Source organism: Kosakonia sp. SMBL-WEM22 (genome assembly GCF_014490785.1).
Taxonomy (GTDB): domain Bacteria; phylum Pseudomonadota; class Gammaproteobacteria; order Enterobacterales; family Enterobacteriaceae; genus Kosakonia.
In genome coordinates this window covers 674,254-688,106 of record NZ_CP051488.1, presented here as the reverse complement: position 1 = coordinate 688,106, position 13,853 = coordinate 674,254, and the positions used below count along the sequence as shown (strand labels likewise).

Here is a 13,853-nt window from a genome sequence, read left to right as displayed (position 1 = left end):
ATTATCTTCTTCCTGTCACAATTCGACGATAAAGGGATGGTATGTCGCATAATGCATCTTTACCTCGATATTTTCCGGGTTTATTTTCGCCCTGTAATGTAAGCCACGTATTTATACCATAAATAAGTAACACCCAGTAGTCGGCCAGGATAGAGGCTTGCTGCTCAAGGGAGTAATCCATAATTTTCTTATTATCAAGCTGATAAAAGTAATCTGCAGCCCAGCTGAATAGTCCTCGCGTTCGAACCCATTGACCATGCTGATGCTGCCAGACATGACCCATTTCATGCATAAAGGTGTGTTTGCTCGTCATATTCACAGTTGAATGAGAAAAGTCATCATGATACAGCTCTTTTCTGTACCAAATCTCCCCATTCGGCGCCATCACATAGTCCGGATGCTGCAGCCCGAACGGAAAGTAGCTGTCGCAGTGGATCCAGACGCGGCTATACACAATCGCATCACCGTAAAATTGACGTGCCATGGCAATTTCACCGAGCGTCATCAGACGCAATGTTCCCTCTCTACGTCCTGTAGTCATCATTTATTCCCTTTCACAAATAACAGCGCAGGATTATCAATAAATCTCGTCACCGCTGCGCAGAGGGAATAAGCAGAAAACTAAAATTCAGATTATTTTTTATAAGGACGCGTTAGAGGGGTAATTAAATTACCCCTCGTTAATTGCCGGAATCTTATTTCCCGCGCTTTGCTGAAGCATGATCCTGCGCCCAACTGCGCTCGGGATGCGGCACAAAATCTTTGACCTGTTTTGCAAGCTCTGCGCTGTGATACATGTCGATGCATTTCATCAGATTGAGTTTTATATCGCTGCCCTGATGGGAGTGATACTCTCCTGCAAGATATCGGTCGGCCAGTTCGCCCATCTTTCCGGCGCCCTTTTCGGCATCATACTCGCTCCAGTTATCAAAACCGCCAGCGCTGGCTGATGCGTCTTTACCGGCAGCGGGTTCACTGGCGTACGCTTTCGCTACACAGAGCGCCAGTGCGGCATCTTTGTAATTCTGTGCATAGGTGCGGCTTGCGGCGTCAGGTTGCTGGGCTGCTGTCACAGCAGCGCTAAAGAATAAAATGGCAAATAAAACAGTAGATGATCCTTTCATGATAAGGCCCAAAAGTTAGCATGTTCTGTCTTGTAGTTGACGCCCGGTTCATTGAAATAACAATGATCATAGCATTGAAGACCATTCCACAATGTTGCATGCCCAGTTGCATCACCCCAACCTGATATTTCAAATAAAATTAATCCTTTCTTGCCGGCCAGATCCCCCCCTCCAGCAGGAGGATAACGAGTGATGATATCGGGTTTTCCCCAATTCTGACGCAAAAAATGGATAACATCGGCCACATAATGAAAATACCAGCGGCCATCTGCGCCCGAGACTGTTTTGTTGGCAATAAACGGTATCGTAGTTCCCGTTTGATTGAGGATGTAGCTTATACGCACAGCACATGTGTTTACCCAGGCTCCACGCGGCGCAATATTCATTGCAACTTTGCCACCAATAACCTGAGCAACTTTAGAGCCTGAGTCTGCGGGATCGTAAATCCGCATTGCTGCGGCCCATGCTGCTGAAAAAGTAGGTTTTGCCATTTCATCCTTTCCCTATATATGACTAAAAAAAAGACATTAGCAAAATGTGACTGCGCGTACATGAACAATGCGCCCCGTCTACCAAAATTGAGGATTACGTCAATAAAAATGAGAAATAGAAAGCATGCCGACAATGGGTTAAGTTGCGCTACCAAAAAAACGAGGCATTTAGTATGCCCCGTTTAATGTCAGCAATATAAAACGATTAACTGAGCTTAAACACCGCTACCGCCTCTTCCAGCAGCTGAGACTGCTCTTTTAACGAGTAGGCTGCCGCAGAGGCTTCTTCAACCAGCGCGGCGTTCTGCTGGGTAACAGTGTCCATCTGCGCGACCGCGAGGTTGATCTGATCGATCCCGCGGCTCTGCTCACCGGTGGAGAGTGCGATTTCCGACATCAGTTCGGAAACCTGCTTCACCGAGTTGATGATGCGCTGCATGCTCTCGCCCGCGCTGGTGACGCGATCGCTGCCCACCAGCACCTGACGACCAGAGAGTTCAATAAGCTCTTTGATCTCTTTCGCCGCCACGGAGGAGCGCTGCGCGAGGTTACGCACTTCGGTTGCCACCACCGCAAAACCACGCCCCTGCTCGCCTGCGCGCGCTGCTTCGACGGCGGCGTTAAGCGCCAGGATATTGGTCTGGAAAGCAATATCTTCAATGATGCCGATAATGGTGCCAATCTTGCCGGAGCTGGTTTCGATCTCCTTCATCGACACCACGGCTTCTTCAACAATCGCATTCCCCTCTTGCGCCGCGCTGCGCATATTCCCCGCCAGGCTGTTGGCCTGCTGAGTGTTTTCAGAGGTGTGTTTCACGGTTGAGGTCAGCTCTTCCATGCTGGCAGCGGTCTGCCCCAGCGAGGCGGCCTGCTCTTCGGTACGCGCCGACAGATCGGTGTTACCCGCAGCGATCTCTTCTGCGGCGTAAGCCACGCTCTGGCTGGAGTTACGCACCTGCGAGATGATCTGCACTAACGAGAGACGCATCTGCTCCAGCGCGCTCATCATGCCACCGATCTCATCTTTGGAGTTGGAAACCACCGGCAAATTCAGCTCACCCGCCGCCATTTTCTGGCAGTGCAGACGCGCGGCATCCAGCGGGGACAGCACACGACGACGCAGCAGGATAAAGATCCCCACAATAATCAACGTAAACAGCAGCGCAAAGACGCCGAGGGTCACTATGCCGTTAACGAAGCGGCTCTGCGCCTCATTGTTCAGCTGCTGGGCATACTTTTCACGGAACGCCAGCAGGTTATCAAGGGTGATCTCGAACTGACGATCCAGCTGAGGAATGGTAGTGCTGACCAGCTGGTTAAAGCGCGCGGTGTCGTTGTTTTTCGCGGCATCCATCAGCGGACGTAAGCCGTTATCAACATAGTTCTGCCAGGCACGGCGATACGGCGTAGCAAGCGCATCTTCACCGGCAACGCGCGGCGCGGCGAGATAGTTATTGAACGCCGACGAGGCTTTTTGCATCACCTCATTGGCGCTCTCAAGGGAGGCCTGGGCTTTCTGGCTATCGCCCAGCGAGGCGTTAATCATCGCCTCCATCAGGCGTACGCGCAGGGTACGGCTATGGTTAATCGGATCGATGACCGACAGCACCACGCGGATCTCTTTGTTTACGTTATCCAGCGAGTCGTTACTGCGGGTAAGCGACCAGAGGTTAGACGCGGAGCTGATAAGGAAGATAGAGAGTAACAGACCAAAAACGAGCAATGAAAAACGCCTGACTGACATAGTGATCCCTTGGGTGAAAGAGCGACAAAACGATGTGGCACCGCATAAAATGCGAATTGCCTTAAAAGAGTTATCGACCAAAAGGGAGCGAAATTTAAATTAAATAATCATATTTACACTAAATATGAATCCTCAAAAATCTATTCATAAAACAAATTTGAGCCCCTCGCGCAAAGAAGATCTCGCATTCGTAATAGGATTCATTATCATTGCGAAACTATTTCGATGATCCCATAAATCACCATAATGTTAATGAAGGATAGTGTTGAATGAAGAAGGTTCTCTGTGCGCTGGGGCTGGCGCTTGCCTCATTAAGTTCGGCTTATGCCACCACATATCCCCTCACCCTTGAAAACTGCGGCTACAAAGAGACCTTCACCAAAGCCCCTGAGCACGTGGTCGCGTTAGGGCAAAATACCGCCGAGATCCTGCTGCTGCTTGGCTTAGAGGATAAAATCGCCGCCACCGCCTTCTGGCCGACCAAAGTCCTGCCGCAGCTGGCGGACAAAAATGCGAAGATCAAAACCCTGACGGTAGAGATCCCAACGCTGGAGTCGGTGCTGGCGCAAACCCCGGATTTCGTTGCCGCGCAATCACCGCTGCTGCTGGGGCCAGAGAGCAAAGTGGCGAAGCGCGAAGATCTCGCCACCGTCGGCGTTAACAGCTATATATCACCCGGCATGTGCGCCACCAAAAAGGGCACCGGCGATATGTACGGCAGCCGCCAGAAGCTGTGGGACATGACCTATCTCTACCAGGAGATCGAGGATTTGGCGAAGATCTTTAATGTTGAAGATCGCGGCCAGGCGCTGGTTGCTGACTTTAAAAAGCGCGAAGCCGATCTGCGTAAAGAGTTTGGTAAAAACAAAAAAGATCTCTCGTTTGTCTTCTGGTTCTCCAGTTCATCCCCTTCTGCTGACGCCTACGTCGGCGGCAAAAATAGCGCCTCCGGCTTTATCGCCAATGTGCTGGGCGGCCATAACGCGATTACCACCGAAACCGAGTGGCCGACCGTTGGCTGGGAGAGCATCATTGCCGCCAACCCGGATGTGATCGTCGTCTCCAGCCTCGACCGCAACCGCTGGGCGCTCGATAACGCGCAGGAAAAAATCAAGTTCCTGAAGAGCGATCCTGCCGTCAGCCAGCTTGAGGCGGTGAAAAAAGGCCATATCGTGGTGATGGATGGCCAGGCGATGAACCCCACCATTCGCACCATCTACGGCGCAGAGCAGGTTGCCGAACAGCTGAGAAAGATGGAGCTTAATTGATGGCAGCGTTGCACCCGACGCGGCAGAGGTGGTTGTTAAGTAGTGCCGCGCTGTTGGCGATTGTGCTGCTGGTGGTGGTGATTGCGGTCGGAGCCAGCGTCGGCGAGCTGGCGATCCCGTTACCCAGCGTTTTTTATGCGATTGGCAATAAACTTGGGCTCACCGCCGAGCCGCTAAATCGCATCTATGAGAGCGTGATCTGGGATTTCCGCCTTAGCCGCTCGCTGGTCGCCGCCTGTTGTGGCGCAGGGCTGGCGATTTGCGGCGCGGTGCTGCAAAGCCTGCTAAAAAACGCCCTGGCCGAGCCGTATGTGCTCGGCGTCTCGGCGGGCGCATCGACCGGTGCGGTCTCCGTGGTGGTGCTGGGGCTCGGCGCAGGTGCCGTGTCGCTCTCGGCGGGTGCCTTTGCCGGTGCCTTCGCCGCCTTTGCCTTCGTGGCATTTCTGACCAACGGCGCGCGCGGCGGCAACGAGCGCACCATCTTAGCCGGGGTCGCCGCTTCGCAGCTCTTCAACGCCGTTACGGCCTATACCATCAGCACCTCCGCCAGCGCCCAGCAGGCGCGTGACGTGATGTTCTGGCTACTGGGCAGCTTTAGCGGCGTGCGCTGGCCGGAGTTCCAGTTGGTACTGATTGTGGTGCTGATTGGTCTGGCGATCTGCCTCTACTACTCGCGGGCGCTGGATGCCTTCACCTTCGGCGATGATGCGGCGGCCTCGTTAGGCATCGCCGTGCCGTGGGTGCGTCTCGCGCTGTTTACCACCACGGCGCTCATCACCGCCACGATTGTTAGTATGGCTGGCTCCATCGGTTTTGTCGGGCTGGTGGTGCCGCATATGATGCGCTTCTTCTTTGGGCCGCTGCACCGCACGCTGCTGGTGGCTTGTGCGCTGGCGGGCGCGATTTTAATGGTGCTGGCGGATATCGCCTCACGCATGCTGATCGCCCCGCAGAGCCTGCCGGTAGGCGTTGTCACCGCGCTGGTCGGCGTGCCGTTCTTCGCCTTTATTATTTACCGTTCAAGGAATCGCTAATGAGCATCGCCGCTGAAAACATCACCTGGAAGGTGGGTAAAAAAGTGATCGTCAACGATGTCTCACTGACGGTTGCGCGTGGCGAAACGGTGGGCCTGCTGGGGCCGAATGGCTCGGGAAAATCCTCCCTGCTGCGCGTGCTGGCGGGCCTGCGCCGCCCGCATAAAGGACGCGTATTGCTCGACGGGCAGAACCTTCACCGGCTGCCTAAAAAGCAGCTTGCCCGCCGGGTAGCGTTCGTTGAACAGCACGGCATGACCGATGCCAATATGCGCGTGCGCGACGTGGTGAAACTGGGGCGTATTCCGCACCACTCCCCCTTCTCCAGCTGGAGCACGGAGGATGATGAGACCATCTCCGCGGCGCTGGCACGCGTCGACATGCTGGAGAAGAGCCAGCAGGGCTGGCTGACGCTGTCGGGCGGCGAGCGGCAGCGCGTCCATATTGCCCGCGCGCTGGCGCAGATGCCGTCAGAGATCCTGCTCGACGAGCCGACCAACCACCTCGACATTCACCACCAGCTCCAGCTGATGAAGCTTATCAGTGAGTTACCAGTGACCAGCATCGTCGCCATTCACGATCTCAACCATGCGCTGATGTTTTGCGACAGCCTGATCGTGATGCAACACGGCGCCGTGGTAGCGAGCGGTACGCCGCAGGCGATCCTTACCGAAGATCTGCTGTGGGAGGTGTTTCGCGTGAAGGCGAAAATCACGCCATCCCCCTGTCATGGTAAAAACCACATTCACTTTATCGCCTGACGTCAGGATTCCCGCATGTCTTTTCCCCACCTGCGGCCAGCGAAACAGCTCTGGCCGCCTGTTTTACTCGGTAGCCAGTTTGTTTTTAATATCGGCTTCTACGCCGTGGTGCCCTTCCTGGCGATCTTCCTGCGCGATGATTTACTGCTCTCCGGCGGGCTGATCGGCCTGGTGCTCGGGCTGCGCACCTTCTCGCAGCAGGGGATGTTCTTTATCGGCGGTGCGTTATCAGACCGCTTCGGCGCGCGCGTGATTATCCTCTGCGGGTGCATTATCCGCGTCGCGGGCTATCTGATGCTGGCCTTTGGTCACTCACTGGGGCCGATTATTGTCGGAGCCTGCCTGACCGGGATCGGCGGCGCGCTCTTCTCTCCTTCAATTGAAGCGCTACTGGCGCGTGCCGGTGCCCAGAGCGAGAGCCGGGGCAAGCGCAGCCGCGCCGAGTGGTTTGCGCTTTTTGCCGTCTGCGGCGAGCTTGGCGCGGTGCTCGGCCCGGTAGCGGGCGCGCTGATGACCGGCCTCGGCTTTCGCCAGGTGGCACTCGCCGGCGCGGGCGTGTTTGTCGTGGCGCTGATTGTGCTCTTCTTCTGCCTGCCGCCCGCACCGCCAAAACGCCAGACGCTGGCAGTCACGCCGTGGTGGACCACCTTTCGCCAGCCGCGCTTTGTCGCCTTTATCATCGCCTACAGCTCCTGGTTACTGAGCTACAACCAGCTCTACCTGGCGCTGCCGGTTGAGATCCAGCGCGCGGGCGGCAGCGAGAAAGATCTCGGGCCGCTCTTTATGCTGGCCTCGGTGCTGATTATCACCCTGCAACTGCCCCTCGCCCGCTTAACGCGCCGCATCGGTGCCGCGCGCATGCTGCCGGTCGGCTTTTTGCTCATCTCCGCAAGTTTTGCCAGCGTCGCGCTGTTTGCCGCCAGCACGCCGCCTGCGGGCTGGATGCGGCTGCTGCCCGCCATCAGCTTCGTCTCGTTATTAACCCTCGGGCAGATGCTGCTGGTGCCTGCGGCGAAAGATATGGTGCCGTGGTTCGCCGACGACGCCACGCTCGGCGCGCACTATGGCGCGCTGGCGACGGCGGGCGGTTTTGCCGTGCTGGCGGGCAACCTGCTGTTTGGCAGCCAGCTCGACCGGGCGTTAACCCCCTCGGTAGAAGCGATCTACCCCTGGTTGCAGCTGGCGATTTTCCCGCTCTGTAGCGCGGTGGCCTTAATCTTTATCTGCCGCCCGATGCGCAGGGGCTAAGCGGGCGCTCAGTTGCAGCACCAGGCTGAAGGCGGCGGGTAACACCGTCAGCGTCACCAGCGTTGCCACCAGCAGCCCGCCGATAATGGCGTAAGCCATCGGCCCCCAGAACACCTGATGGGAGATGGGGATCATGCCGAGGATCGCCGCGCAGGCGGTGAGCATAATTGGCCGCGCGCGGTGCTCCGACGCGGCGATAATCGCCTCATCAGGTTGCATCCCAAGTTGCAGATTGCTGTCCACTTCGCTAATCAGGATCACCGCGTTACGGATGATCATCCCCGCCAGCGCAATCACCCCCAGCAGCGCGACAAACCCCATTGGCGTGCCGGTCGGCAGCATCGCCAGCACAATCCCCGGCAGGCCAAACGGCGCCATGGTGACGGCCAGCAGCATGCGCGAGAAGCGCTGAAGCTGAACCATCAACAGCAGCAGCATAATAATCAGCGTCACCGGCAGCACGGCATAGACCGAGCCGTTGCCCTTATCCGACTCGGCAACGGTGCCGCCCTCCTCAATGCGATACCCGGCAGGCAGCTGGGCGCGCAGTTTATCCACCGTCGGGCGCAGACCGGACGATACCGCTTCCGCGCGCAGGCCCGGCGCGAGATCTGTCTGCACGGTGATAAAGGGCAGCCGCTGATGACGCCAGATCACCGGATCGTCCAGCCCCCACTCCGGCGTCGCCACTTCGCTGAGCGGAATTTTTGTGCCGTTAGAAGTCGGTAGCATCAACGTGGCGAGCGTACCAATATCGAGCCGCTCGCGATCGTTGCCGCGCAGCACCACATCCACCAGCCGGTCGTTATCCCGCACCGTGGTCAGCGTCGCGCCGGACCAGACGGTATTAAGCATCTGGGCAATGCTTTCCGAGGAGACGCCCGCCGCGCGCGCGGCGGTCTGATTAACCTGTAAGCGGATCATCCGCTCCGGCTCCCCGGCGGTCAGGTTCACTTCCCGCGTCAGCGGCGAGCCGCCAATCTGCGCCGCCAGCTGATGCGCCAGCGTCTGCACTTTTGCGTAATCCGGCCCGCTCACGCGGTAGCGCACCGGCCAGCCCACCGGCGGCCCCAGCTCCAGCGGCGACACGCGTGAGGTAATGGCACTGAAGTGGTTTGCCAGCAGGGTCTCCAGCTGTTGACGCAGCCGGTCGCGGGCGGCGAGATCTTTTGCCACCACCACCAGTTGCGCGGTGTTTTCGTTGTCCTGCAAAACATCCATCGGCAGATAAAAACGCACCGCGCCGGAGCCGACGTAGCTGCTGTAGCGATCGAGATCCTCATTACCGGTCAGCGCCCGCTCCAGGCGCTCCACCTGTTTCTGCGTCTCGGTCTGCGAGGCGTTAGCGGGCAGCGAAAGAGTGACCAGCAGCTCCGGGCGATCGGAGGCAGGGAAAAACTCCCCCTGCAAATAGGTGGTGCCGACCAGCGACAAACCCAGCGCCAGCAGCGCGAGTGCCAGCGTGGTCAGCCGCCAGCGCAGCGCGAGGCGTAGCAGTGCCTGATAACCGCGCTTCAGCCTGCCCACGCGATCGCCGTGCTTATCGATGCGCGCGGGCAGCAGCCAGGTGCCGGTGAGCGGGGAGAAGAGGATCGCCACTACCCACGAGCAGAGCAGCGCGATGAGCACCACGGCAAATAGCGAGTAGCAGTACTCCCCGGCGCTGGAGGCGGCGAAGCCGACGGGAATAAACCCGGCGATCATCACCAGCGTACCGGTAAGCATCGGAAAGGCGGTGGTTTTGAAGGCATAAGTGGCGGCCTGCCTGCGCGACTCCCCCGCTTCGAGGCGCGCGACCATGGTTTCAACGGTGATCATGGCGTCATCCACCAGCAGACCGAGCGCGATAATCAGCGCACCGAGGGAGATGCGTTGCAGGCCGATCCCGGCGAGCATCATCCCGGCAAAGGTCATCGCCAGCACCAGCGGAATGGCGGCAGCCACCACCAGGCCCGCGCGCAGGCCCAGCGAGACAAAGGAGACAGCGAGTACAATCACCACCGCTTCTACCAGCACGCGGACAAAACCGCTCACCGCCCCGCTTACCACCTGCGACTGATCGGCCACTTTCACCATCTCAATGCCGTGCGGCAGCTGGGCCTGGATCTGCGCCATGCGCGCATCCAGCGCCTTGCCAAAGTGCAGCATATTCCCGGTCGAAGCCATCGAGATCGCCAGCCCCAGCGCCGGTTGTCCGTTGACGCGAAACTGCGGCGCGGGCGGCTCTGCGGCCTGGCGGGTGACGGTGGCAATATCGGTGAGCGGAATATAGCGATCGTTGATATGTAGCGTCACCGCCCGCAGGCTCGCTTCGCTGCTTAACGCGCCGCTGACGCGCAGCGCCACGTTATCTTCGCCGGTGCGGATGGTACCGGCAGGCGCGATGGCGTTTTGCGCCTTCAGCGCTGCGCTGATCTGCTCAACATCCAGCCCCATTCCCGCCAGCTGACGCGGGGAGAAGGCGATAACTATCTGCTCCTGCTGATCGCCTATCAGGCTTATCTTGCCGATGTCGTTCAGCGACATCAGGCTGCGGCGGATGGTCTCCAGCCGATCGCGCAGCTCACGCGGCGAGTAGCCGTCGGCGGTAAAGCCATAGATGGTGCCGAAGGTGTCATCAAACTCATCATTGACCTGCGGCCCCTGCGCGCCCTGCGGCAGATCGGCGGCGCTATCCTGCATCTTTTTCCGCACCTGGTACCAGATGCCGGGCACTGCTTTCGGCGGCGTGTCATCGCGCAGGTTGACGTTGATAATCGTGCTGCCAGCGCGGGTTTCACTCTCAATAAAATCAAGGTGCGGAACCTCCTGTAACTTCTTCTCCAGCACATCGGTGACCAGTTGTGTTGTCTCTTCAACGCTGGCACCCGGCCACTGAGCGGTGACGACCGCCGTTTTGATGGTGAACGCCGGATCTTCATTACGCGGCAGCTGCTGATAGCAGAGCACGCCCATCACTATCACCAGCAGCATAAAAAAGGTGACCAGCTGCTGATGTTCCAGCGCCCAGGCCGAGAGGTTAAAGCGCGAGGGTTTCATGGCTGCAACTCCCCGGCGATCACCTGCTCACCGGCGCGCAATTTGCTGACGCCCGCAGTAATGACTCTGTCACCGGGACGCAGGCCGGAACGGATAAACACCGATGAGGCGCTGTAGCCGCCCAGCGTCACCGCGCGCGGCTGCGCCCGGTTTTTCTCATCAATCACAAACAGCGCCGGGTGTTGACCAAGGCGGCTTAATGCCGATGCAGGTACCGCGAAGCCTGCGGATGCTGATTCCGGCAGCGCAATGGTGGCGCTGGCACCGAGCGCCATCGCCGCGGGCGAGTTTGCCAGCGCCAGCCGCACCTGCCAGGTGCGCGTCTGCGGATCGGCCTGCGGGCTAATATCGCGCAGGCTGCCGCTCGCCTTCACCGACGGATCCGCCAGCAGCGCAACGGTGAACGTTGCGTTTGATGCCAGCTGGCGCGGGTCGGCAACCGCAAACACCACGTCGCGCGCCTCGCTGGTGGCGAGGGTAAATACCGCCTGCCCGGCGCTGACCACCTGCCCGGCAGAGGCATTCACGCGCGTGATGATGCCGTCTGCCGGGGCGACCAGCTGCGTCCAGCTCAGATTCTGCTCGGCGTTGCGTAGTGCCGCAGTGCTGCTTTTCAGTTTTGCTACCGCTGATTGCCAGTCGGCGCGGGCGCTGTCGAGCTGCGTGCGGGCAATCGCCCCGGAGGGCATTAACGCCTGCATCCGTTTCAGATTCAGCGCCGCCACCTGCTCAGCCGCGCGGGCGCTCTCCACATCGGCGCGGGCGCTGGCGAGCTGGTTTTTACCGGTTTCGCTCTCAAGGGAGGCCAGCACCTGCCCGGCATGCACCCGCGCGCCAATATCCACCTCACGGGAAATCATGCGGCCATCCAGGCGAAAGGCCAGCGTGGTCTCATCATGGGCGCGGATCTCGCCGGTACGCACCGTTTGCGGGTTTGCCGCACTGTTAGCGACGACCAGGTAACGCACCGGACGCGGCGGTGCCGGTTTGTCGGTTTTTTTCTCGCCACAGCCGGTCGCTGCCAGCGCCAGCAATAGCAGCAGAGGAAGCCCGCGGACAGCGTGCAAAAGCCTGTGCGCGAGCGGGCGTGCGTAAGGGATAAACTGTTCTGACATAGCGCCACTCCGGATCGGTAATGGCGCTATTACAGGCGTGACGCGTCGAGATTCAGCCCACGTTTCGTCAAGGTTTTATCAAGGCTGCAACTTTTCTTGTGCCTCAACCGCGTGGGGAAGGTAAAGGGTGATCGTCAGCCCGCCCGCTTCCGGCAGCGCGGCGCTGATGTTGCCGCCATGGGCATCGACAATCGCTTGAGCGATGGATAACCCAAGGCCGCTGCCGCCCGAATGGCGCGCGCGCGAGGTCTCGGCCCGCGTGAAGCGATCAAACATTAGCGGCAGAAAATCCGCCTCCACGCCGGGGCCGTCATCGGTGAAATCAATCAGGTAGCCGCTCGCCTGCGATGTGAGCGTGATAAACAGATGACCGCCCTGCCGCCCGTAACGCACCGCATTCTCCATCAGCACGGTAAAGACCTGCCCTAAGCGGAAAGCGTCGCCCTCCAGCGGCGCGGGCGTTGGCGCGGTAAGTGTAAAGGTGAACCCGGCGGCGTCGGCCTGTGGTTTCATCCACGCCGCGCGTTCGCGTAGAAGATCGTCCACGAGCAGCGGCTGGCAGTTGAGCATCAGCTGCCCGGCGTCGGCCAGCGAGAGCAGGTGCAGCTCATCCGTTAAGCGGCGCAGCAGTTGTAATTGCTTCATCACCATCGACATCTGCGCTGGGCTTGGCTCAAACACGCCATCCAGCATCCCCTGCAGGCGACCAATTGCGGCAGTAAGCGGTGAGCGCAGTTCATGAGCCATCGCCACGTGGGAGGCGCGCAGTTCACGCTCATAGCGCGCCAGCTGGCGGGTCATACCGTTAAAGTCGCTGGCAAAGCGCACCATTTCGGCGGGCGCCTCTTTTACCAGCTCCGCCTGTGCGCCAAATGTTCCCTGCGTCACCTCTTCGGCGGCATCGCGCAGGCGGCTAAATTGCAGGGTCAGCGGGCGGGCATAGCGCAGCCCCATAAAGACGATAAAGGGGATCATTACCAGCACCAGCACGCTGACCATGATCCAGTCCGTCGAGGCGATAGAGGGGGTGGAGTAGCTTAGCCCCCACCAGGCGTCGACGATTTCATGAAAGCGCGTCGGGTTGATCTCCGGGTTCTCTTTCAGCAGCAGAAACTCGGCGCGCACCGGTGCAGGCATGGCGTGCAGGATCCAGACGTTCTGCACGGCGTAGCGCAGCCACATACAGAGCGCGATGATGATCACTGTGCCAATCGCCAGCGCGAGGATGCGCACGCAGATCCAGCGCCAGAGTGACTGATGAACGGCGCTTTTCATGGTTGAGCGAACCTGTAACCGACGCCGCGCACATTGCTTAACACGCCACTGACGCCGGCGTTTTCCAGCTTTTTACGCAGGTTGTAGACGTGCGTATCGACTACGCGCTCCAGCGCTTCGCTTTCGGGCAGGCAGTGCTCCAGCAGATGCTGGCGGGAGAAGGCGCGGGTGGGATGGCGCATCAGTGTCGTAAGCAGGGAGAATTCCGTCGGCGTCAGCTCCAGCGCGCGCGTCTGGTTATCGTCTTGCGTGACGGTCACGCTAATGGCGACGGTGTCGACCGCGAGGTTGTGCCAACGCAGCACCTCCTGCTGAGTTTCCGCGCGCTGCGTGCGCCGCAGTACCGCCTGTACGCGCGCCACCACTTCGCCGGGGTGATAGGGCTTCACCACATAATCATCCGCGCCGTAACGCAGCGCGCCAATGCGATCCGGCGCATCGCCGAGCGCAGTGACCATGATCACCGGCACATCGCTTTTGCGCCGCAGCGCCGCCAGCACTTCGCTGCCGTTCATACCGGGCAGCATCACATCAAGCAGGATCAGATCAGGCTTGCAGCGCTGCGCCAGCTCTAGCCCGGCCAGGCCGTCGCTCGCCAGCATCACCTCATAATTTTCACGGCGCAGATAGGCCTCCAGCACCCCCGCCGCATCCGCGTCATCCTCAATCACCAGCACTCTTTTCGCCACCATTTCCCCACCTTGACCGTTTCTTAACACTTTGCTGACGGTTTATTGATACGACCTGACTATCT

Annotated in this window: 12 protein-coding genes; 4 read left to right on the top strand and 8 right to left on the bottom strand. The window is 59.1% G+C overall.

All coding sequences use genetic code 11. The features are described from left to right. Nucleotide 1: 1 nt before the first annotated feature. From HF650_RS03380 to HF650_RS03365, 4 genes are all read right to left on the bottom strand, one after another. Nucleotides 2–541, bottom strand: a complete 540-nt coding sequence (locus HF650_RS03380; RefSeq protein ID WP_223284318.1) for a type IV secretion protein Rhs — start codon at nucleotides 539–541, stop codon at nucleotides 2–4. Nucleotides 542–695: 154 nt separating this feature from the next. Then, nucleotides 696–1,136 carry a type VI secretion system amidase immunity protein Tai4 gene (locus HF650_RS03375; protein ID WP_187801177.1) on the bottom strand — a complete coding sequence of 147 codons (441 nt, stop codon included), beginning with the start codon at nucleotides 1,134–1,136 and terminating at the stop codon, nucleotides 696–698. Beyond that, on the bottom strand, nucleotides 1,121–1,615 hold the full coding sequence (locus tag HF650_RS03370; protein ID WP_187801176.1) for a type VI secretion system amidase effector protein Tae4: 495 nt from the start codon (nucleotides 1,613–1,615) through the stop codon (nucleotides 1,121–1,123). The genes HF650_RS03375 and HF650_RS03370 overlap by 16 nt, the downstream gene beginning before the upstream one ends. A 205-nt stretch (nucleotides 1,616–1,820) precedes the next feature. Then, nucleotides 1,821–3,359 carry a methyl-accepting chemotaxis protein gene (locus tag HF650_RS03365; protein ID WP_187801175.1) on the bottom strand — a complete coding sequence of 513 codons (1,539 nt, stop codon included), beginning with the start codon at nucleotides 3,357–3,359 and terminating at the stop codon, nucleotides 1,821–1,823. Between the two features lie 269 nt (nucleotides 3,360–3,628). Here HF650_RS03365 and HF650_RS03360 point away from each other — a divergent pair, with 269 nt between their 5' ends. The 4 genes from HF650_RS03360 to HF650_RS03345 are packed head-to-tail and all read left to right on the top strand — an operon-like array spanning nucleotide 3,629 to nucleotide 7,670. Next, a complete protein-coding gene (locus HF650_RS03360; RefSeq protein ID WP_187801174.1) occupies nucleotides 3,629–4,627 on the top strand; it encodes an ABC transporter substrate-binding protein in 999 nt (332 codons plus the stop codon). After that, complete coding sequence (locus tag HF650_RS03355; protein WP_187801173.1) at nucleotides 4,627–5,661, top strand: iron ABC transporter permease; 1,035 nt, start codon at nucleotides 4,627–4,629, stop codon at nucleotides 5,659–5,661. The genes HF650_RS03360 and HF650_RS03355 overlap by 1 nt, the downstream gene beginning before the upstream one ends. Continuing rightward, entirely contained in the window at nucleotides 5,661–6,422 is a 762-nt protein-coding gene (locus HF650_RS03350) for an ABC transporter ATP-binding protein (RefSeq protein ID WP_187801172.1), read from the top strand. Before HF650_RS03355 ends, HF650_RS03350 begins: the two co-directional genes overlap by 1 nt. Nucleotides 6,423–6,437: 15 nt before the next feature. Further along, the gene (locus tag HF650_RS03345; RefSeq protein WP_187801171.1) at nucleotides 6,438–7,670 is read left to right on the top strand and encodes an MFS transporter; all 1,233 of its coding nucleotides are present in this window, start codon (nucleotides 6,438–6,440) and stop codon (nucleotides 7,668–7,670) included. Here the strand turns inward: HF650_RS03345 and HF650_RS03340 are convergent. From HF650_RS03340 to HF650_RS03325, 4 genes are all read right to left on the bottom strand, one after another. Next, nucleotides 7,635–10,709 carry an efflux RND transporter permease subunit gene (locus tag HF650_RS03340; RefSeq protein ID WP_187801170.1) on the bottom strand — a complete coding sequence of 1,025 codons (3,075 nt, stop codon included), beginning with the start codon at nucleotides 10,707–10,709 and terminating at the stop codon, nucleotides 7,635–7,637. The genes HF650_RS03345 and HF650_RS03340 overlap by 36 nt on opposite strands. Continuing rightward, nucleotides 10,706–11,824, bottom strand: coding sequence for an efflux RND transporter periplasmic adaptor subunit (locus HF650_RS03335; protein WP_187801169.1), 1,119 nt, complete (start codon nucleotides 11,822–11,824; stop codon nucleotides 10,706–10,708). Before HF650_RS03335 ends, HF650_RS03340 begins: the two co-directional genes overlap by 4 nt. Nucleotides 11,825–11,902: 78 nt before the next feature. Beyond that, nucleotides 11,903–13,099, bottom strand: a complete 1,197-nt coding sequence (locus HF650_RS03330; protein WP_187801168.1) for an ATP-binding protein — start codon at nucleotides 13,097–13,099, stop codon at nucleotides 11,903–11,905. Beyond that, nucleotides 13,096–13,791: a response regulator gene (locus tag HF650_RS03325; protein ID WP_187801167.1), complete on the bottom strand. Its 696-nt coding sequence runs from the start codon at nucleotides 13,789–13,791 to the stop codon at nucleotides 13,096–13,098. The genes HF650_RS03330 and HF650_RS03325 overlap by 4 nt, the downstream gene beginning before the upstream one ends. Nucleotides 13,792–13,853: the final 62 nt, after the last annotated feature.